Below are 18599 nucleotides of genomic sequence, written 5' to 3'. Positions count from 1 at the left end.
CGGGTTACTTCTCTTCGGCCACTTTCAGCGCCTGCCCGTAGCAGATCACCTGTTTCAGGCAGCCCGGGGTGTCGCTGAATTCGGCGCATTTGTCGATGGTGACGCCGTTGCCACCCATGTCGGCTGCGCGGCGGCGGGCCAGGGTGCGCGCTTCACCGGCGTTGGGCACCGGCTGGTTGGCATCGGCCTGGCAGGATTCACCCTCGATGGTGCCAAGGTAGAGGTAGTTGAGGTCAGCCAGCTCATCCTGTTCATAGATGCGCACGCTACCGGGTTTGAAGTATTCGTCGAAGTTCTCTTTATCCAGATTGCTGTTGAAGGCGTAGTTGGCACAGCCGGAGGCAATCAGGGGCATCATCAGGATCAGGCGTTTCATCGTCTCGTATCTTGTGTCGGTGATGAGGACAGTAGAAATGCGCAGGCGCTCCATGTCGGCATCTTGTTGAATAATGAGGGGGACATTATAGGGGCCAGCCGCCTGCGGCGACCAGCCCCGTTTTGCGCCCGGTTGTCAGGGTGTGAGCCCCATCAGGCTGATATCAGCCTGATATCAAACAGGAGCCAGTCGCTGATAGAGGCTGCGGTAGTAATCATCCCCCAGCAGCTCGTCATGAGGGGCGCAGAGGCGGATCTGTCCCTCTTCCATCAGGGCAATCCGGTCCATCTGCTCCATCCCCAGCAGACGGTGGGAGATGAGCAGCAAGGTGCGATCTGCCCCAAGCCGGAACAGCAGATCCATGATCTCCCGCTCGGTCTGGCTGTCTAGCCCTTCGGTCGGTTCGTCCAGCAGCCAGAGCGGCGCATCGTGCAGCAGGGCGCGGGCGATGCCGATACGGCGACGCTCACCACCGGAGAGGGGGCGGCCGCCGTCACCGAGCCAGGCGTCGAGGCCCGCCTCATCTTCCAGCAGATTGGCCAGTCCGACCTGGGTCAGCACCGCAATCAGCTGCTCGTCAGAGGCGGTCGGGGCGGCCAGTTTTAGGTTGCCCCGCAAGGTATCGGCAAACAGATGCACCCGCTGGCTCACCACCGAGATGGAGGCGCGCAGCGCCCCTTCGCTGTAGTCGGTGAGCGGCTTGCCATCCAGCAGGATCTTGCCAGCCTGCGGGCTCCACTCCCGGGTCAGCAGCCCCATCAGGGTCGATTTGCCGCAGCCGGTCTGGCCCAGCAGGGCCAGCTTTTCCCCAGCGTGCAGTTGCAGGGTGCAGCCACGCAGCACCGGCTGGGGATTGCCCGGGTAGCCAAAATAGAGGTCATTGATCTGCAGCGTGCCAGCGGTGGCATGGGTCTGTTCGCCGCCCCACACGGGGGCTTTTGCCTCTTGCAGGATCTCGTTCAGGCGGCGTGCCGAGGTGAGGCTGGTGGAGAGGTGCTGGAAAGCCCCCGCCAGCGGCATCAGTGCCTCGAAGCTGGCCAGGGTGGCAAAGACCATCAACGCGGTAATGGGGTCGGGCGCAGCGCCCGCCACTCCATGACCGGCCAGCCAGAGCATCAGGGTCAGGGTCCAGCCGCTCAGTAGTTGCACCGAGAAGTTGGCCAGCCCGCTCACTTTGGCCATCCGGGCCTGCGCGGCGAGCAGTGCTTGTTCGGCTTGTTGCAGCTCAACCAGCGCCTTGGGGGCGGCGGCAAACATCTGCAGCTCGGCCTGACCATCCAGATAATCCACCATCCGGGTACGCAGGGTCGATTTTTCGGCAATCAGCGCCTGACCGGGGCGACGGCCGAGGAAGTAGAACACCAGCGGCAGGGCAATCATGCCAAACAGCAGAATGGCACCCAGGGTAAGGGCGAGGCGACTGTCGAAAAACGACAGGAAGAAGACCAGTCCGGCGATGCTGAGCAGGGCCGCGCCTATGGGGGTGATCAGCCGCAGATAGACGTGGTCCATCGCATCGATGTCGGCCACCAGCCGGTTGAGCAGATCCGCCTGACGGAAACCGGCCAGAGTACCGGTGGAGAGCGGCGAGAGTTTCTGCCAGAACCAGACCCGCAGTCTGGTCAGTACCCGGAAGGTGGCGTCGTGGCTCACGACCCGCTCACCCCAGCGACCGGCGGTGCGGACGATGGAGAAGAAGCGCACCCCGCCCGCAGGGGTCATGTAGTTAAAGGCATGGGTCGTCGCAACTGTCATCCCCGCCACGGCGGCGGCAGAGAGGAACCAGCCGGAGAGGGAGAGCAGCCCCATGCCGGCGGCCAAGGTCACCAGCGCCAGCAGCAAACCAATGGTGAGGCTGAGCCAGTGTTGGCGATAGAGGCGCAGAAACGGCAACAGATCACTCATCGAGAGAACCTCCGGAACGTTGGGAGAGCAGGCGGGCAAAAGGCCCCTGCCCAGAACTAAGTTGCTGGAAGTTGCCTTGCTCCACCAGCTGGCCGCGGGCCAGCACCAGGATATTGTCCATCTTGGTGAGCTGGTCGAGGCGGTGGGTGATCATCAGCAGGGTCTGGCCAGCCATCGCCTGCTCAATGGTGGTCATGATGGCGCGTTCGGAGTGGCGATCCAGACTGGCGGTCGGCTCATCGAGCACCATCAGCTGGGTTGATTTGAGCAGGGTACGGGCCAGGGCAAGGCGCTGGGCCTGACCGACCGAGAGGCCGCCAGCCTGATCGCCGACCGGATAGTCGAGTCCCTTCTCCATGGCAAATTCCCACGCCAGCGCCCGTTTCAGGGCATCTTCCAGCTCGGCATCGCTGGCCGTTGGCTTGGCCAGCAGCAGGTTGTCGCGCAAGGAGGCGTGGAACAGCTGCGGGTTTTGCGAGAGCCAGCCCAGCTGCAGGCGCCACTGGCTCATGTCGAGGGTGGCAAGCTCCAGCCCGTTGACCTTGAGCTCGCCACGATAGGGAGCAAAGCCGAGCAGGGCGTTGACCAGCGAGCTCTTGCCTGCGCCGCTGACGCCGATGAGGGCGGTGCGCGAACCGGCTTCCAGGGTGAAGTCGATGGGGCCGACCAGCACCTTGCCCTCGGCGCTCAGCACTTCAAGTCCTTTGGCTTCTACCTTGACCGGGCTGTCGGCATGGAATGGTGCATTGCCTGCGGCCGGCTCGCTCACCTCGGCTTCGAGGAATTCAAGCAGCTGTTCGGCAGCGCCGATAGCCTGCGCCTTGGCGTGGTAGTGGGCACCCAGTTCCCGCAGCGGGGCGTAGAACTCGGGGGCGAGAAACAGCACGAACAGGCCGGTAAAGAGGGTGACTTTGACCCCATAGCTACCAAAGTTCAGATGGTCGATATAAGAGAAGCCGAAGTAGACGGCGACCAGCGCCACTGAAATGGCGGCGAAGAACTCCAGCACGGCGGTGCTCAAAAATGCCAGGCGCAGCACTTCCATGGTGCGCTCGCGAAAGTCTTCCGAGGCGTCGCGAATGGCGTCACCTTCCGCTTGGGTCCGCATAAAGAGTTGCAGGGTACGCAGCCCCTTCAGGCGATCGAGGAAGTGGCCGGAGAGACGGGCCAGCGCCTGAAAGTTGCGGCGGTTGGCATCGGCGGCGCCCACACCCACCAGGATCATAAAGATGGGGATGAGGGGCGCAGTGCCCAGCAGGATCAGGCCCGCCGCCCAGTTGACCGGGAACACGGCCACCAGAATGACCACCGGAATAAAGACGGCGATGGCCATCTGCGGCAGATAGCGGGAGAAGAAATCCTGCGTGTTTTCAATTTGTTCCAGCAGCAGGCTGGCCCAGCTACCGGCCGGACGGCGCTGGATATAGGCAGGGCCGAGACGGCTAAGGCGAGTGAGCACCAGCTGGCGGATGGTCTGGCGTACTGCGCTGCCCGCCTTGAAACTGGCCACTTCGCGGCCATAGGCCAGCGCCGCTTTGCCAAGCGTCACCAGCAGCAGGGTAATAAAGAATGTGATGGATTGCTCAGGCGTTGAGCCTTCGATGATAAAGCCGTGCAACAGGGTCGCCAGCAGCCAGGCTTGCGCCACCATCAGAATGCCCTGGCCAAGGCCAAAAGCGATGGATATCGTGATCCAGCCGCGACCGTGACTCGATTGCTTGCGCAACCAGCCATAGAGACGTTTTTGCGTTTTTTTATCCATTACCACCATCCTCGCGTCGAGTGGCGCAAGACTATCCTTGCCGTTTGGCCTTGGCAACCTTGTAAATTATCTGTGTTGAAAATGTTTGATTGAAAAAGCAACCGTCTGTTCAATCCTTGTCCGAACAGATTGATTTATTGAAAAAAGTGGCAAAGGCGCCATTGCGCTCGGCGGCAAAATGCATATAGTAGGAGCCCTGACGCGGGTGTAGTTCAATGGTAGAACGGTAGCTTCCCAAGCTGCATACGTGGGTTCGATTCCCATCACCCGCTCCAAATTTCAGATGCCAGGCGGGCATCGTATAATGGCTATTACCTCAGCCTTCCAAGCTGATGATGCGGGTTCGATTCCCGCTGCCCGCTCCAGCTTCAAAACAAAAAGCCCACTCCTGCGAGTGGGCTTTTTGTTTTTCATCTGCCTTGTGCGCCGTTCGACGTCACGCTTACCATTTCTAAGCTTTAAGGCAAACCGCAGAGACAGAAAAGGCGCCCGAGGCGCCTTTTCAGATCAACAGCGTAGCGGGAGCTTATTCCTGCTCCAGCTCACCACAGAAACGGTAGCCTTCGCCGTGGATGGTGGCGATGATTTCCGGAGTATCGTTGACGCTTTCGAAGTGCTTGCGAATGCGACGGATGGTCACATCGACGGTACGGTCATGCGGCTTGAGCTCACGGCCGGTCATCTTCTTCAGCAGCTCGGCACGGGTCTGGATCTGGCCCGGGTTTTCGCAGAAGTGCAGCATGGCGCGGAACTCGGAGCGCGGCAGCTTGAACATGTCGCCAGTCGGGCTGACCAGTGCGCGGCTGTTGATATCCAGCGCCCAGCCGTTGAACAGGTAGCGCTCAACCAGCTTCTTCTCTTCGCCACCGGCAGCCACGTTCATGGTGCGGCTCAGCAGGTTGCGGGCACGGATGGTCAGCTCGCGCGGGTTGAACGGCTTGGTGATGTAATCATCGGCGCCGATCTCCAGACCCAGGATCTTGTCCACTTCGTTGTCACGACCGGTCAGGAACATCAGGGCGATGTTGTCGTTTTCACGCAGCTCACGGGCTAGCAGCAGGCCGTTCTTGCCCGGCAGGTTGATGTCCATGATCACCAGATTGATGGTGTGGGAAGTGAGAGCCTGGTGCATTTCGTCGCCGTTGTTGGCTTCGAGCACGATGTAGCCTTCGGCTTCAAAAATGCTTTTCAGGGTATTGCGTGTGACCAGCTCGTCTTCGACGATCAGAATGTGTGGTGTTTGCATGAGTATTCCCAGATTCTTATCAGTTAATTATCTTAAATTTAACACTCTTTGGCGTTTCAAACCGATTTCCTGACTGATCCTGAAAATTTATTACGTCATCCTGGGTATGAGAGTCAGGTCGGAATATCGCGAATTAGGCATCAGTACCGGCAAGTATCCCTGTGCCACTTATAGGTTCCCGACAAGTCTGGTCGAGCAGAGCCTGGAAAGGTCGTCCATTACGAAAGTGGCCGCATTTTATCAGTTAACAGGAGCATAACAACACTCTTTGCCGTCAGATAGCAACTTTTTAACTCTGATTTGATATAGGTCAAACCCTGGTACAGCTGCATCATACTTGGCCTGAACCGGGTTTTCGCCCCTACAAAATGTAATGGAATGTAACATATGATTGACATGAATTTGTGGGAAAACTACAAGAAAATCTGCTTTATCGCGCCATTTGAGCCACCAGACTGGTCTGCTTTTGCCATCATCACAGCCTGGAACCCGGCCAGCCAGTGGGTCACAGAACGACGCAATATACGGCGGGAACGGGCGCTGTGGCGCCATCTGACCGTGGATTTGCAGGTGCCCGTGGTGGGGCCGTTTTGGGGATCAGACCCGGACGAACGCTGGCAGGAGTCATCGCTGGCGGTGGCGCTATCCCTGCCACAAGCTCGTCAGCTGGCAGCGAGTTTTGGCCAGAATGCTCTCTACTGGGTGGAGGATGGCCAGCTCTGGCTGACACCAGTATTGATGGATAAATCAGCAGTTTGTCTGGGCAATATTGAATCCTTCTGGATTGCCAGAAACCTTGCCTGATGAAAGAATGAACACCTTCATGTATCTGAAAGGAATCAAATCATGCTGGATCTCCTGCCCGACCTCTGCGATCAACATGGCGACTTGCTGCAAGTGGCCGACCCGGTTTTTCAGGATTTTGGCGGCAAGGCCCTCTTTTATGGTCGCGCCGTAACGCTCTCCTGTTATGAAGACAACAGTCTGGTGCGGGATCTGGTGACCCGCCCCGGTCACGGCAAGGTGATGGTGATCGACGGCGGCGGCTCGCTGCGCCGTGCGCTGCTTGGCGATCAACTGGCGGTCAAGGCGGTGGAGCAGGGGTGGGAGGGGATCCTGATCCACGGCGCGGTGCGGGATGTGGGCACCCTGGCGACACTGGCACTCGGGGTCAAGGCGCTGGCAGCCTGTCCGGTCAAGACCGAGAAGCGGGGATTGGGAGAGCTGGGGGCCGTGGTCAGCTTTGCCGGTGTGACCATCCACGAAGGGGATTACGTCTATGCGGATCGCAACGGCGTGGTGGTGAGTGCCACGCCGCTGATCTGATTCAGAAGTTGAAACCGACCCCCAGGCTCAGCGCCTGATCGGCAGTGATGGCGCTGACGCCGTAGTTGGCGGTGAGGGAGAGTCTGGGTGTCAGCAGCAGGCTGGAGTTGAGCTCCAGCAGGGTGCTGGCCTTGTTGAGATCGAGATGCTTGATCTGGCTGCCGATATTGAATGCCGGAGAGAGCTGGTAGCGTACACCGGAGCTCATATTGAAACCTGATTGGCGGTTCTGATCCGCCACCGCCGGGCCCGCTTCCATAAAGAGGGTCACATCATCCACCACCGGATATTGATAGCCGCTATTGACCAGCCAGAGATCAAAACTGTCGCTGTGATGGCTATGGCCATTGAGCAACACACCCGAGTAACTTTTGACATAGAGAGACGGGTTGGATTGCGGCTGAACCACTGCCCAGTCGGCGGCCTGTGCGGCCATGCTGGCGCAGGTTGCAAGCAGTGTGATGATGAGTGATTTGACCATTCGTTTCCCCTCCCTGGGTCCGGAACTGAGCCTAAGCATGGCACATGCCAGCTGGTAGTAAAGTGAAGCGAGATCACAATAAAATCCTTTGGCATGGGCGTCAGCCATGATAAACAGGCTGCCGTATTGATGGCTCTAATCATTAAGAGGTGAATCCATGAACAAGAAACTGACTCTGCTCGCCGCGCTGGCACTGGGAGGCTGCGCAATGGCAACAGGTTCCAGCATGGCTCAACTGCAAGCATCCAGCTGGCAGCTGCAAGGCGCCACCGGCGATACCTTCACCCTGCAAGTGGTCGACGGCAAGGTGGCGGGCAAGGGCGGCTGCAACCGCTATTTTGGCGGTATCACCAAGCAGGGTGACGGTGTCTTGACGCTGGGCGCCATGGGCTCCACTCGCATGATGTGCATCGGCGACGATATGAACAAAGAGACCGAGTTCCTGCAAAAGCTGGAGAAGGTGGCAACCTACTCCATCAACGGCAACCAGCTGACTCTGAGCGATGCCAACAAGGCGGCCCTGCTCACCTTTAACGCGGTGCCTGCTGCCAAATAAGGCACGCGTTCGTCTGATTGCCCCGACAGCGCTGACAGTGCTGCCGGTCAAACGCTCTGATACGCCCTCCCTCTGGAGGGCGTCTGTTTATCTGCGACGAGCCCTGTTTGCTCGTCCGCAACGGTTGTTCACTCGTCGATTCCCCTTTCTGCCCAGTTTGATATCAGAACCTCGAATCTTCGCTTCGGTACGTATCTTGATCATTTCAATGATTCTTGTATAGTTGAAATAAAAAGGTCGCACCAAGGGGAGTGAAGATGAACAAAGAGATGGCTACCAAGGTCTTTGAATCGCTGGCATCCGGCATCCGGCTCGATGTATGGCGGCTGCTGGTGAAGGCCGGGCTGGAGGGGCGGGTCGCCGGTGAACTGGCCAGCGAGCTCGATATTGCCCCCAATACCCTCTCGTTTCACCTCAAGGCGATGCTCAACACCGGTCTGCTGTCGGTGGAGCAGGAGGGGCGCTTTCTGCGCTACCGCGCCAATATTCCACTGATGCTGGATGTGATCGCCTACCTCACCGAGGAGTGCTGCGCCGGCCATCCCGAGGCGTGCGGCGTGATGCGTGCCGAGTCAGCCTGCTCCCCCCATGTTCTGCCTGCGCAGCCCTGCTGCAACAAGGAGTAATGCCATGTCCTCCATTCAGATTTTTGATCCTGCCCTCTGCTGCTCCAGCGGCGTTTGTGGCACCGAGGTTGATCAGGCGCTGGTCACCTTTGCTGCGGACCTTGCCTGGGCCAAGGAGCAGGGGGTTGCCATCGAACGTTTCAATCTGGCCCAGCAGCCGATGCAATTTGCCGAGACCCCTGCCGTCAGCGCTTTTCTGACCCACGCCGGGGAGGAGGGGTTGCCACTGGTGCTGGTGGAAGGGCAGGTGGTGTTGACTGGCCGTTATCCGAGCCGCAGCGAGCTGGCCCGTTATGCCGGGCTGCCTGCACCGCAAGTGGCCATCAAGGGGATCGTCAAGGGCGGCTGCTGCTCCGGCAGCGGTTGCTGCTGAGTCGTGACGCACCATTCGGGAGAGGCTATGTACCATTTTCTGACCAATCCACCGCCGTTTCTCTTTTTCACCGGCAAGGGCGGGGTGGGCAAGACCTCGCTGGCCTGCGCCAGTGCGGTGGCTCTCTGTGATATTGGCAAGCGGGTACTGCTGGTGAGCACCGACCCCGCCTCCAACGTGGGCCAGGTGTTTGCCACCGAGATCGGCAATCGGGTCACCGATATCGCTGCAGTGCCCGGCCTGTCGGCGCTGGAGATAGATCCCCCCGCAGCGGCCAAAGCCTATCGGGAGCGGATCGTCGGGCCGGTGCGCGGTAAGTTGCCCGAGAGCGTGGTGCGCAGCATCGAGGAGCAGCTCTCCGGCGCCTGCACCACCGAGATCGCCGCTTTTGACGAATTCACCGCCCTGCTGACCGACCAAACGCTGCTGGCCGAGTATGACCATATCGTCTTTGATACGGCGCCTACCGGTCACACCATCCGGTTGCTGCAACTGCCGGGAGCCTGGAGCGAATTTCTGGAACAGGGCAAGGGGGATGCCTCCTGCCTTGGCCCGTTGGCGGGGCTGGAGAAGCAGCGCAGCCAGTATGGCGAGGCGGTCGCCGCCCTGGCAGATGCTGCCCGCACCCGTCTGGTGCTGGTGGCGCGGGCTCAGCAATCCACTCTGCGGGAAGTGGCCCGCACCCACGAGGAGCTGGCCGCCATCGGCTTGTTGAATCAGCAACTGGTGATCAATGGCCTCTTCCCCGAAGGCGCCATTGCCGGAGATCCGCTGGCAATAGCGCTCTGGCAGCGCGAGCAACAGGCTCTCGCCCAGATGCCGCAGGGGATCAAGGGGCTGGCGCAGGATCATATCCCGCTGCTGGCCACCAATCTGGTGGGGGTCGAGAGCCTGCGCCAGCTGCTGCAACCACAGGATGCTGGTGCGCAGGTATCACTGGCAACGTCAGCCCATCTGCCAGCCCAGCCCGAGTTGAGTTCGCTGGTGGACGAGCTGGCCGCCGACGGTCACGGCCTCATCATGCTGATGGGCAAGGGCGGGGTGGGCAAGACTACGCTGGCTGCCGCCGTGGCGGTGGAGCTGGCGAGCCGCGGCTTGCCGGTGCACCTCACCACCTCGGATCCCGCCGCACACCTGAGCGAGACGCTGGCAGGTAGCTTGTCCCATCTTGAGGTGAGTCGCATCGACCCCCACGCCGAGACCGAGCGTTACCGCGCCCAGGTGCTGGCCAGCAAGGGAGCGGCCCTGGACGAGCAGGGGCGGGCACTGCTGGAGGAGGACTTGCGCTCCCCCTGTACCGAGGAGATCGCCGTGTTTCAGGCCTTCTCGCGCATTATTCGCGAGGCGGGCAAGCGCTTCGTGGTGATGGATACTGCCCCCACCGGCCACACCCTGCTGCTGCTCGACGCCACCGGCGCCTACCACAGGGAGATCGCTCGCCAGATGGGAAACAAGGGGCTGCACTTCACCACCCCCATGATGCAGTTGCAGGACCCCAAGCAGACCAAGGTGCTGATTGTGACGCTGCCCGAGCCGACGCCAGTGCAGGAGGCTGCCAATCTGCAGGCCGATCTGCGCCGGGCCGGCATCGAGCCCTGGGGCTGGCTCATCAACCACAGCTTGCAGCAAGCCGCGGTCAGTTCACCGCTGCTGCAACTGCGGGCTGAGCGCCAGTTGCCCCATATCGAGGCAGTCGAGCAGCAACACGCCAGCCGCTTCGCCGTGGTGCCGCTGCTCGCCGAAGAGCCGGTGGGGCCCGATGCCCTGCGCCGCCTCTGCCAGCACCATTGAGTCGCCGCCCCGGCCAGCAGCCGGGGCGGCTTGAATATGCCGTTACTTGTTATAAACCTGTGTTTTGAACCAATAGAAGATGCGAAATTGCGCCGCATCGGGAGCTGTGATGTCTGCAACATGTGATGCCAAGGCCGTGCCTGCCATCGGCTTTTTTGAACGTTATCTGACCGCCTGGGTCGCCCTCTGCATTCTGGTGGGGATTGGGCTTGGGCAGGGGCTGCCGGATCTCTTCAAGGCGATCGGTGCCATGGAGGTGGCCAAGGTCAACCTGCCGGTGGGGCTGCTGATCTGGGTGATGATCATCCCCATGCTACTCAAGATCGACTTTGGCGCCCTGCATCAGGTGAAGGGGCACATGAAGGGGATTGGGGTCACCCTCTTTATCAACTGGCTGGTCAAACCCTTCTCCATGGCCTTCCTCGGCTGGCTCTTTATCCGCGTGCTGTTTGCCGACTGGTTGCCGGCGGATCAACTCGACAGCTATGTGGCGGGGCTGATCCTGCTGGCGGCGGCCCCCTGCACCGCCATGGTGTTTGTCTGGAGTCGCCTTACCAACGGCGATCCCTACTTCACCCTGTCGCAGGTGGCGGTGAACGACCTCATCATGGTGTTTGCCTTCGCACCGCTGGTGGCGCTGCTGCTCGGGGTCTCCAGCATCATAGTGCCGTGGGATACCCTGCTCACCTCTGTGGTGCTCTATATCGTCATCCCGGTCATCATCGCTCAGCTGCTGCGCAAGGCTTTGCTGAAAAAGGGTGAGGCCCATTTTGACGGCGTCATGACCCGCATCCAGCCCTGGTCGGTGGCGGCCCTGCTGCTCACTCTGGTGCTGCTGTTTGCCTTTCAGGGCAACGCCATTATCGAGCAGCCGCTGGTTATCGCCCTGTTGGCGGTACCGATCCTGATCCAGGTGCTGTTCAACTCCGGGCTTGCTTACTGGCTCAACCGCAAGGTGGGGGAGAAGCACTCGGTCGCCTGTCCTTCCGCTCTGATCGGTGCCTCCAATTTCTTCGAGCTGGCGGTGGCCGCCGCCATCAGCCTGTTCGGTTTTCACTCCGGCGCGGCGCTCGCCACCGTAGTCGGGGTGCTGATCGAGGTGCCGGTCATGCTGCTGGTGGTGCGGGTGGTTAACGCCAGCAAACCCTGGTACGAAGCGGGTCTAAGCCGCTGACTGATGGCCGCTAACAGCTGGCCGGAACTGATGCTATCCATTTTCTATTCACTTGATTAATGAGAGACACGCAAATGAGTGCAATCACCATCTATCACAACCCGGAATGTGGTACCTCCCGTAACACCCTGGAGCTCATTCGCAACAGCGGCGTCGAGCCCACCGTGATCCACTATCTGGAGACGCCCCCCTCCCGCGACCAGCTGGTGGCGCTGATCGCCGCCATGGACATGCCGGTGCGGGATCTGCTGCGCAAGAACGTGCCACCCTACGAGGCGCTCGGGTTGGCGGAGGATCGTTTCAGCGATGATGCGCTGATCGATGCCATGCTGGCCCACCCCATCCTCATCAACCGCCCCATCGTGGTCACGCCGCTTGGCACCAAGCTGTGCCGTCCGTCGGAAGTGGTGCTCGATATTCTGCCCGATCAGCAAAAAGGGGCCTTCGCCAAGGAGGATGGCGAGCAGGTGGTGGATGCGAGCGGCAAGCGCCTCAAGTAATCATCTGAGTACTCAAGTACGGATTGAAACAGGGCCAGCTTCACGCTGGCCCTGTTTCGTTGTGTGAACAAGTTGAAAAAGTTACTCCGGCCAATCGTTTTACCGCTTTTTCTGTGACGATGATCACTGTACCATCGCCGCCCGACCTGCCACCCGGCCGCATCTCCCCCCTGCGACGGCGCTGGCGTCACCCGATACATGCTGTCACCCGGAACGTGAATGACCCCAGGATGGGACCCGCCACTAACCTGTAGGTTTGTGGTCTGCGTGTCGCGTGGGTCGGCACTTCTCTCGCCGGATCGCCCGCGACGCCTGTCTGCAGACTTGCCATATGAAACTCCTCTCTTCATAGGTGCAAGATGACACTGTTATTGAGTCTGGTCGGTATGCTGGCCCTGATGTTTATCGCCTGGCTGGCGAGTGAAAACCGCCGAGCCATCCGCTGGCGAACCGTGCTGGGGGCGCTCGCCCTGCAAACCGGTTTTGCTGCCCTAGTGCTCTATTTCCCCCCGGGACAAATCATGCTCGGTGCCATGAGTAATGGCGTCTCCGCCCTGCTCGGCTTTGCCGACAGCGGCATTCGCTTTGTGTTTGGCGATCTGGCCAGCAACGGCTTTATCTTCGCCGTGCGGGTGCTGCCGCTGGTGATCTTTATCAGCGCGCTGATCGCGGTGCTCTACCACTTCGGCATCATGCAGTGGGTGATCCGGGTATTAGGCGGCACCATTCACCGCCTGCTCGGCACCAGCCGCGCCGAGTCGCTGGTGGCCACCGGCAACATCTTCCTGTCGCAAGGGGAGTCGCCGCTGCTTATTCGTCCCTTCCTCGCTGGGATGACCCGCTCCGAACTCTTTGCGGTGATGACCTGCGGCATGGCCTCGGTAGCGGGCTCGGTGCTGGGTGGTTACGCCGGGCTGGGTGTGGATCTGAAATACCTGATTGCTGCCTCCTTTATGGCGGCGCCGGGTGGTCTGCTGATGGCCAAACTGCTGGTGCCGGAGCAGCAGCAGGTGAGCGATCAGACCGAGATCACCCTCGACAAGAGCGACTACAGCAACGCCATCGACGCACTGGCGGGTGGCGCCATGGGCGGCATGAAGATCGCCGTGGCCATCGGCACCATCCTGCTCGCCTTTGTCAGCGTCATCACCATGATCAACGCCGGTCTCACCACCGTCGGCGAGTGGTTCGGCTGGGCCGATCTCTCCCTGCAGCAGCTGCTGGGTTATCTGTTTGCCCCGGTGGCCTGGCTCATTGGCGTGCCCGCCAGCGAGATGATGGCGGCAGGCTCCCTGATTGGTCAGAAAGTGATCATGAACGAGTTCGTCGCCTATCTGGACTTTGCCAATATCAAGGCCGATCTGAGCGCCCACACCCAGATCATCATCACCTTCGCGCTGTGCGGTTTTGCCAATCTGGGCTCCATTGCGGTGCAGCTTGGCTCCATCGGCACCATGGCGCCGGAGCGCCGTCACGATGTGGCCAATATGGGCTTCAAGGCGGTGCTGGCTGCGACCCTCGCCAACCTGATGAGCGCCACCCTGGCCGGGATCTTTGTCTCCCTCTGATGAGATAAAACGAGGCTGCGCCAGTAAAAAAGCGCCCGCCCCATGTGGGGCGGGCGCTTTGTTTTATGGGCTGGGTGCTAGCGAGTGTTCGCTTCCCCCAGCCGTGGGTTGAGGGAGAGGATCCGGGTCTTGCTGACCCGGTGGCGATAGATCTCCCGCAGATAGAGCAGCGCCTTTTTCACCGATTCGCGGCTGAGGCGAATATCGTTGATGGAGACGAACTTCTCTTTCTCGCGGATAAGCTCCCGATATTTCTTCTCATACATGGGCTTGATAGCGTACCAGTTGGTATCGAGGATCTTGGCCGGGTTCTCGAACTCGTTGAGCATGCTGTCGAGCAGCGCATCGTTCCACTCTTCATTGCAGATCATCTCGATCACCGCCTTGTCCAGATGCTCATCGAAGCGATAGTGATCCTTGGCAAAGCAGCGCTTGATAAAGGCCACGATCAGGGTCAGGAAGTCATCGCTCAGGCAGGGGCTCTTGACGATCAGGGTGGTGAGGGAGATGTTGGCCGACGCCCCAATGACCAGCGCATAGCGCTTGAGGGTGGTATTGGGGAAGAGCCCATTGAGGTGTGACTTGAGCCGGTTGAGATCCATATAGGAGAGCTTGTACTCCTTGGGCAGGGAGATGATCGACACCACGGAGGAGCAGTTCTTGAAGAAGTGCAGTTCGTTGAGGTGGGCCGGGTCATGGCCACTTTTCACATAGTCGTCCAGATACTCCCGATAGTTGCCCGCCTCGATGGGCAGCAGACTGATCCCCTCGATGGCCTGGGTCATCTTGTTGAAGTGGGGCAGTTCGATGGAACGGGTGAAGAGATCGTCCACATTGAGCCCGTCCTCCTTGTCAAACAGGCCGCCGGGGGGCGAGATGGACTCGGCATACGCCACCGCCACCGGCCCCGCCAGACTCATAAAGAGGTCGTTGGCATCGAGCCGAATGGTCTCGCTGATGTCGATGCCCGCCCGGCGAAAGTAGTTCTCGTCATAGTCGGTTGTGACGGCCTGGGCGGTAAGAATGTTGAAGATCTGCTGGGAGATGTACTGGTTGGCGTATTTCTCCATGGTGTTGACGTCAACATGCTGGATCTCGCCATCGTCGCTCTCTTCGGCGTAGCGCATGATGTCGTTGGAGATCAGCATCATGGCATTCCAGGGCCTGATCCGCTTGAGCATGCTGGCATCGCACGCCTGCTCGTTGTCGAAGTGATAGGAGAAGTCCCACTCCTCGGCCAGGTACTTGCACAGCAGGCGCCCCGCATTGATGTGCAGCGCTTCCGAGATCTCGATACCCCGATCACAGATATTGGGCAGGATGCAGATGCCGCTGGTGAAGATAGGGTCGAACATGAAGTGCTCCCCGAGGGAGAGGTGCTCCTCCTCTTCTGACGGGGGTGAAAAGGTCTTGCTCATGTAGGAGTACTGCTGGGCCAGCCCGAACTCGGAGGCCATGCCGGAGCCGGTGCCGCCCCCGGCACTGAAGATGTAGAAATAGAGGCGGGACTGGTTGGCCTTGATGCCGCAGGAGTCCACCAGATAGGTATGAATGGCCTGCCACTCCGAGTTGGCGAAGTAGTGGGGGCTCTTGTTGAGGATGATCTTGGCCAGATACTGGCCAAGGATGGGGGCGTTACCCGCGCCACCCGCGTGGATCTCCGACAAGTCCATCACCCGCATCTTGGCGTAATCACGCAAGGAGCCACCTTCGCCGCTGCGATTGGAGTGGCGGATGCGGCCATCGATGTCCTTGTCCAGATCCCCCAGCATCACCATGGGCTCGATCAGAAAGACCGGCCGGGCCCCGTTGTTTGGTAGCCGCAGATTGCGCCGGATCCAGCTTACCGGACCAAACTCCTTCTCCCGCTTGCGTTGCTCTTCACTGTTGAACTCATTGAGATAAAAGCTGCGGGCGTTGTAGACCAGCGAGGCCACATCCTGCGCGATGTTCGAGCCGCAGCGTCCTAGCCCCACCAGACAGACGGACGGAAAGTTGTGGGGCACGGTGGTGCCCGTTTCGCTCTCTCCGATGGCGGCCGGAAACACCGCGTGGCGCAGATGTTCCAGATTGGCAAGAATGCGGGCCAGATCCCCTTCGGTGTAGTAGAGGTAACGGTTGCCTGCGTCCTGCTCATCATCCGTGCTGATAGGTAGCAGATCGATATGCTCGGTCATGAAAAAAGATCCCTCTTGGCGGCGAATGTATATAAATCAGCAGCTTTTGGACTGCCCGCTAACTCTAGATGATAAAAAGCGGGGGCGCGGTGAGAGGAGGGCGAGAGTTGTGACTGTGTGATCATGGGCACAGCAACACCCCGGAAATCTGCCGGTACCCCGCCCTGGACGGATTGGGCAACGGTGCCCCATTCCCCTGAAAAGGGGGGCGACCACACTCAACAACGTGTTGACCCCGTGCCGGATCATCCCGCTCTGAGCGGTCTGTTTCCCTTGCACTGGCGTGGTGGCGCACACATGAAAAAGAATTTTTAGATTGGTTTTAGCACTTCCAATCGATTATTTGATTGGGCAGTAACGGCATTAGCGGTGTCAGATTAGGGGAGCAGGTTGGCCAACGCGCCGTCAGCCAGTCTTTACGCGGTCACACAAGGAGACACTCTGATGGAAAAACTTGACCAGAAAATCGACACCATGCGAGAAGCATTTATGCAGCAGGAGCGCAAACAGGCCCACGACAAGTGGCAAGCCAGGGTCGAAGAGCTGCTACAGATACGGGGTGAGGAGAGACAACCGGAGGAGCAGGAAGAGTAGTGCTCGTTCCCGGGCGAAAGTTGAGGTAGCGAACCCTTTGTATCGGCTACCCGTTATCTACCACCGATAAAAAAACCACCGACCTTTTGCAGGTCGGTGGTTTTTTTTATGGATTGCGGCCGATTGGATGGCCTGACTTCCGGGCCGAGCAATGGGGTCACATCCAGGGGCGTAGGGGCGCGACTACTTCGAATGGGTGACGGGCTCTTCGGAGAGCAACTCGTTAACGAGTCCTGCGGCCAGATGAATATTCGACTCCATCTGGTCGCCGTCCGCCGCGTTCTCTTTCCATGATTCGGGGGCTTCGGGGTGTGGCCCGGAAACCGCCACCTTGCCTTTGCCGTATGAGCTGATCAGCGCGGCAATCTGATGGTTTTGAAAGTGGGCGATGACCTTGAGCTGCTCGGGGTTTGGCACCGGCGTAAATTGCGGGCCGGCCTGGTAATACATCTGGCGCTCTTCACCAAGCCAGTTGATCGGGAAGATCCTGGCGCTAAAGTCGCCGTCATAATCATCGGATGTGGCAGGGACAAGGCCCAGCGCTGGCACAAAGCCCTCTTCTTCAGACCAGCCGGTGGATGCCACAAAGGCACCCCCACAGATCCCGAGGTAGCGGCCACCGCTTAGCAAATAGGTTTTTAATGCCGAGCGCGCGTCAGCGGTGAAGGCCTTGAGGAGCGGCTCAACATCGTCCTCTGTGCCGCCAACGATAAACACCCTGGCATTATCAAGCTCTGCAGGCAGCGCCTCGATATTGGAGAGATACCTGACCGGCAAGCCCAGCTGCTTGACCACATCCGCAATCGCTCTGGTGCTATCTCCATCAGAAACAGGCCCGTTATAGATCAGCGCATACGGCTCTTGCTGCGGCTGCGCAGAGGCGGCCTCTGCCATGCCCCCTGTCATTAACCAGAGGCTGATAACGATCGCAATCTGCATGACGCTTTTTGATACATTCATCGCTGCCACTATCCCTGTGATGTGAATCGAAGAGACTACTTATCACGATCCCGTTCTGCATGTCAGCCGCTGTTAAATGAACATTTCAAGTTAACGCGCCAACGCTGATTGGGCCTGCGTTCGACACACAACGAACGAGCCAATACAGAGGAAACAAAGGAAAGAAGCTCGGCCCCGGCTTCGGAGCGCGTGCAACAGCTTTCCTGTGTGACGCCTCTTCTGGCTGATGGCTAAGGATTTGAGGGGGAAACCAGCAACATAAGAGGGGGCACTTCACCTTCACTTCACCGAGCGGGGGTAGGGTAGCCTCACGTTTTCAGTTGGAGCTTTATCTTATGCCCACCATCGTCACTCACGTCGCCGTCCCTCTCTGCCTTGGGCTCGGGCTTGGCAGCCGGATTATCCCGCCCCGCCTGCTGTTGGCCGGGGTTGCTATCGCTATGCTGCCCGATGCCGATGTGCTCGCTTTCAAACTGGGGGTCGCCTACGGCCATGTCTTTGGCCACCGCGGCTTTACCCACTCACTGCTGTTCGCTTTTGCCCTGCCTACCTTGGTCATGCTGTTTCACCGCCAATTTCGGGCGAGCGCCGCCACCGTCTGGTCGTTTCTGCTGGCCTCTTTGCTCTCCCACAGCCTGCTCGATTCCCTCACCACCGGCGGCAAAGGGGTTGGCTGGCTCTGGCCGTGGCGTGACGAGCGTTTCTTTGCCCCCTGGCAGGTGATCCGGGTTGCCCCCTTCAAGCTGGAGGCCTATCTCACCGCCCGAGGTGAAGCGGTGATTCTCTCCGAGCTCTACTGGGTATGGCTGCCGGGGGTTGTATTGATGCTGGGATTGATGGGGTGGCGGGTCTGGGGCAGGGGGGGGGACATTGGTGAGGTTGGGAATAGTGGTTGGATATATTGTTGGTGGAGCAAACCAAAACTGGAACGCTCATAAGTTTGTGTGCTGGCGATGGCGCTATTTGTTCCGAAAGGTAGGGGGCGTCTAATTACCCTGTAACCGCTGCGGCTATTGTGTGGGGTGGCGCACTCTATCGAAAGCACAGAAAAGGCATACTTTCGGGTAAATGATAATTAACTCTACAAGGAGCCCCAATGCCTTCCGCCCTACATGACTTTCGAGCCTTCGTCCATGAGCTTTACCAATCCAATCCCCCTGTTCCTGAAGATGTGCGTCGACTCG

At 59.5% G+C, this 18599-nt stretch carries 18 protein-coding genes and 2 tRNA genes; 13 read left to right on the top strand and 7 right to left on the bottom strand.

What is annotated here, in order from left to right; genetic code table 11:
* Positions 1 to 4: 4 nt before the first annotated feature.
* The 3 genes from rcsF to cydD all read right to left on the bottom strand — a co-directional run bounded on the left by rcsF (position 5) and on the right by cydD (position 4043).
* Positions 5 to 376, bottom strand: a complete 372-nt coding sequence (gene rcsF / locus ACTG2T_RS03105; RefSeq protein ID WP_013723982.1) for an Rcs stress response system protein RcsF — start codon at positions 374 to 376, stop codon at positions 5 to 7.
* A 174-nt stretch (positions 377 to 550) separates the two neighbouring features.
* The gene (gene cydC / locus ACTG2T_RS03100) at positions 551 to 2281 is read right to left on the bottom strand and encodes a heme ABC transporter ATP-binding protein/permease CydC (RefSeq protein WP_330124143.1); all 1731 of its coding nucleotides are present in this window, start codon (positions 2279 to 2281) and stop codon (positions 551 to 553) included.
* Positions 2274 to 4043 (bottom strand): heme ABC transporter permease/ATP-binding protein CydD, encoded by a 1770-nt coding sequence (gene cydD, locus ACTG2T_RS03095; RefSeq protein WP_330124144.1) that lies wholly within the window; start codon positions 4041 to 4043, stop codon positions 2274 to 2276. Before cydD ends, cydC begins: the two co-directional genes overlap by 8 nt.
* A 201-nt stretch (positions 4044 to 4244) precedes the next feature.
* On the opposite strand from cydD, the gene ACTG2T_RS03090 reads away from it, so the two are divergent.
* Positions 4245 to 4318, top strand: a tRNA-Gly gene (locus tag ACTG2T_RS03090).
* Positions 4319 to 4333: 15 nt separating this feature from the next.
* A tRNA-Gly gene (locus ACTG2T_RS03085) sits at positions 4334 to 4408 on the top strand.
* A gap of 161 nt (positions 4409 to 4569) precedes the next feature.
* On the opposite strand, the gene arcA is transcribed toward ACTG2T_RS03085, so the two are convergent.
* The gene (arcA, locus tag ACTG2T_RS03080; protein ID WP_005338193.1) at positions 4570 to 5289 is read right to left on the bottom strand and encodes a two-component system response regulator ArcA; all 720 of its coding nucleotides are present in this window, start codon (positions 5287 to 5289) and stop codon (positions 4570 to 4572) included.
* A 396-nt stretch (positions 5290 to 5685) separates the two neighbouring features.
* Between arcA and ACTG2T_RS03075 the strand changes: the two genes are divergently transcribed.
* On the top strand, positions 5686 to 6093 hold the full coding sequence (locus ACTG2T_RS03075; RefSeq protein ID WP_330124162.1) for a DUF3293 domain-containing protein: 408 nt from the start codon (positions 5686 to 5688) through the stop codon (positions 6091 to 6093).
* A gap of 42 nt (positions 6094 to 6135) precedes the next feature.
* The gene (locus ACTG2T_RS03070) at positions 6136 to 6615 is read left to right on the top strand and encodes a putative 4-hydroxy-4-methyl-2-oxoglutarate aldolase (protein WP_330124145.1); all 480 of its coding nucleotides are present in this window, start codon (positions 6136 to 6138) and stop codon (positions 6613 to 6615) included.
* Between the two features lies 1 nt (position 6616).
* On the opposite strand, the gene ACTG2T_RS03065 is transcribed toward ACTG2T_RS03070, so the two are convergent.
* Positions 6617 to 7096 (bottom strand): hypothetical protein, encoded by a 480-nt coding sequence (locus tag ACTG2T_RS03065; RefSeq protein WP_120415110.1) that lies wholly within the window; start codon positions 7094 to 7096, stop codon positions 6617 to 6619.
* A gap of 157 nt (positions 7097 to 7253) precedes the next feature.
* Here ACTG2T_RS03065 and ACTG2T_RS03060 point away from each other — a divergent pair, with 157 nt between their 5' ends.
* From ACTG2T_RS03060 to ACTG2T_RS03030, 7 genes are all read left to right on the top strand, one after another.
* On the top strand, positions 7254 to 7652 hold the full coding sequence (locus ACTG2T_RS03060) for an META domain-containing protein (protein ID WP_058057749.1): 399 nt from the start codon (positions 7254 to 7256) through the stop codon (positions 7650 to 7652).
* 257 nt (positions 7653 to 7909) lie between these two features.
* A complete protein-coding gene (locus ACTG2T_RS03055; RefSeq protein ID WP_005338181.1) occupies positions 7910 to 8278 on the top strand; it encodes an ArsR/SmtB family transcription factor in 369 nt (122 codons plus the stop codon).
* A 4-nt stretch (positions 8279 to 8282) separates the two neighbouring features.
* Complete coding sequence (gene arsD / locus ACTG2T_RS03050) at positions 8283 to 8651, top strand: arsenite efflux transporter metallochaperone ArsD (RefSeq protein ID WP_330124146.1); 369 nt, start codon at positions 8283 to 8285, stop codon at positions 8649 to 8651.
* Positions 8652 to 8678: 27 nt separating this feature from the next.
* Positions 8679 to 10442, top strand: a complete 1764-nt coding sequence (gene arsA, locus ACTG2T_RS03045; protein ID WP_330124147.1) for an arsenical pump-driving ATPase — start codon at positions 8679 to 8681, stop codon at positions 10440 to 10442.
* Positions 10443 to 10551: 109 nt separating this feature from the next.
* Positions 10552 to 11616, top strand: coding sequence for an ACR3 family arsenite efflux transporter (gene arsB / locus ACTG2T_RS03040; protein WP_005338173.1), 1065 nt, complete (start codon positions 10552 to 10554; stop codon positions 11614 to 11616).
* A 74-nt stretch (positions 11617 to 11690) separates the two neighbouring features.
* Positions 11691 to 12116: a glutaredoxin-dependent arsenate reductase gene (gene arsC, locus ACTG2T_RS03035; protein ID WP_139493548.1), complete on the top strand. Its 426-nt coding sequence runs from the start codon at positions 11691 to 11693 to the stop codon at positions 12114 to 12116.
* A gap of 359 nt (positions 12117 to 12475) precedes the next feature.
* Positions 12476 to 13684 carry a NupC/NupG family nucleoside CNT transporter gene (locus ACTG2T_RS03030; RefSeq protein WP_330124148.1) on the top strand — a complete coding sequence of 403 codons (1209 nt, stop codon included), beginning with the start codon at positions 12476 to 12478 and terminating at the stop codon, positions 13682 to 13684.
* Between the two features lie 77 nt (positions 13685 to 13761).
* On the opposite strand, the gene ACTG2T_RS03025 is transcribed toward ACTG2T_RS03030, so the two are convergent.
* A complete protein-coding gene (locus tag ACTG2T_RS03025) occupies positions 13762 to 15861 on the bottom strand; it encodes a hypothetical protein (protein WP_330124149.1) in 2100 nt (699 codons plus the stop codon).
* Between the two features lie 444 nt (positions 15862 to 16305).
* Between ACTG2T_RS03025 and ACTG2T_RS03020 the strand changes: the two genes are divergently transcribed.
* Positions 16306 to 16455 carry a hypothetical protein gene (locus ACTG2T_RS03020; protein ID WP_330124150.1) on the top strand — a complete coding sequence of 50 codons (150 nt, stop codon included), beginning with the start codon at positions 16306 to 16308 and terminating at the stop codon, positions 16453 to 16455.
* A gap of 183 nt (positions 16456 to 16638) precedes the next feature.
* Here the strand turns inward: ACTG2T_RS03020 and ACTG2T_RS03015 are convergent, their stop codons facing one another.
* Positions 16639 to 17415: a BPL-N domain-containing protein gene (locus tag ACTG2T_RS03015; RefSeq protein ID WP_330124151.1), complete on the bottom strand. Its 777-nt coding sequence runs from the start codon at positions 17413 to 17415 to the stop codon at positions 16639 to 16641.
* A 335-nt stretch (positions 17416 to 17750) separates the two neighbouring features.
* On the opposite strand from ACTG2T_RS03015, the gene ACTG2T_RS03010 reads away from it, so the two are divergent.
* Positions 17751 to 18353: a metal-dependent hydrolase gene (locus ACTG2T_RS03010; protein WP_330124152.1), complete on the top strand. Its 603-nt coding sequence runs from the start codon at positions 17751 to 17753 to the stop codon at positions 18351 to 18353.
* The last annotated feature ends 246 nt before the right edge of the window (positions 18354 to 18599 follow it).

It is taken from the genome of Aeromonas sp. 75A, from assembly GCF_051919425.1.
In the GTDB taxonomy this organism is placed as follows: domain Bacteria; phylum Pseudomonadota; class Gammaproteobacteria; order Enterobacterales; family Aeromonadaceae; genus Aeromonas; species Aeromonas veronii.
Note: the sequence above shows the minus strand (reverse complement) of the source record. Positions and strands in the feature narration are given on the sequence as shown.

Bases quoted from the DNA above. Each gene is read 5' to 3' on its own strand.
- cydC (WP_330124143.1), bottom strand. From the start codon at position 2,281: ATGAGTGATCTGTTGCCGTTTCTGCGCCTCTATCGCCAACACTGGCTC.
- ACTG2T_RS03055 (WP_005338181.1), top strand. From the start codon at position 7,910: ATGAACAAAGAGATGGCTACCAAGGTCTTTGAATCGCTGGCATCCGGC.
- ACTG2T_RS03075 (WP_330124162.1), top strand. From the start codon at position 5,686: ATGAATTTGTGGGAAAACTACAAGAAAATCTGCTTTATCGCGCCATTT.
- ACTG2T_RS03070 (WP_330124145.1), top strand. From the start codon at position 6,136: ATGCTGGATCTCCTGCCCGACCTCTGCGATCAACATGGCGACTTGCTG.
- arcA (WP_005338193.1), bottom strand. From the start codon at position 5,289: ATGCAAACACCACACATTCTGATCGTCGAAGACGAGCTGGTCACACGC.
- arsD (WP_330124146.1), top strand. From the start codon at position 8,283: ATGTCCTCCATTCAGATTTTTGATCCTGCCCTCTGCTGCTCCAGCGGC.
- ACTG2T_RS03030 (WP_330124148.1), top strand. From the start codon at position 12,476: ATGACACTGTTATTGAGTCTGGTCGGTATGCTGGCCCTGATGTTTATC.
- ACTG2T_RS03020 (WP_330124150.1), top strand. From the start codon at position 16,306: ATGGAAAAACTTGACCAGAAAATCGACACCATGCGAGAAGCATTTATG.
- ACTG2T_RS03025 (WP_330124149.1), bottom strand. From the start codon at position 15,861: ATGACCGAGCATATCGATCTGCTACCTATCAGCACGGATGATGAGCAG.
- ACTG2T_RS03060 (WP_058057749.1), top strand. From the start codon at position 7,254: ATGAACAAGAAACTGACTCTGCTCGCCGCGCTGGCACTGGGAGGCTGC.
- cydD (WP_330124144.1), bottom strand. From the start codon at position 4,043: ATGGATAAAAAAACGCAAAAACGTCTCTATGGCTGGTTGCGCAAGCAA.
- arsC (WP_139493548.1), top strand. From the start codon at position 11,691: ATGAGTGCAATCACCATCTATCACAACCCGGAATGTGGTACCTCCCGT.
- rcsF (WP_013723982.1), bottom strand. From the start codon at position 376: ATGAAACGCCTGATCCTGATGATGCCCCTGATTGCCTCCGGCTGTGCC.
- arsA (WP_330124147.1), top strand. From the start codon at position 8,679: ATGTACCATTTTCTGACCAATCCACCGCCGTTTCTCTTTTTCACCGGC.
- ACTG2T_RS03010 (WP_330124152.1), top strand. From the start codon at position 17,751: ATGCCCACCATCGTCACTCACGTCGCCGTCCCTCTCTGCCTTGGGCTC.
- arsB (WP_005338173.1), top strand. From the start codon at position 10,552: ATGTCTGCAACATGTGATGCCAAGGCCGTGCCTGCCATCGGCTTTTTT.
- ACTG2T_RS03015 (WP_330124151.1), bottom strand. From the start codon at position 17,415: ATGAATGTATCAAAAAGCGTCATGCAGATTGCGATCGTTATCAGCCTC.
- ACTG2T_RS03065 (WP_120415110.1), bottom strand. From the start codon at position 7,096: ATGGTCAAATCACTCATCATCACACTGCTTGCAACCTGCGCCAGCATG.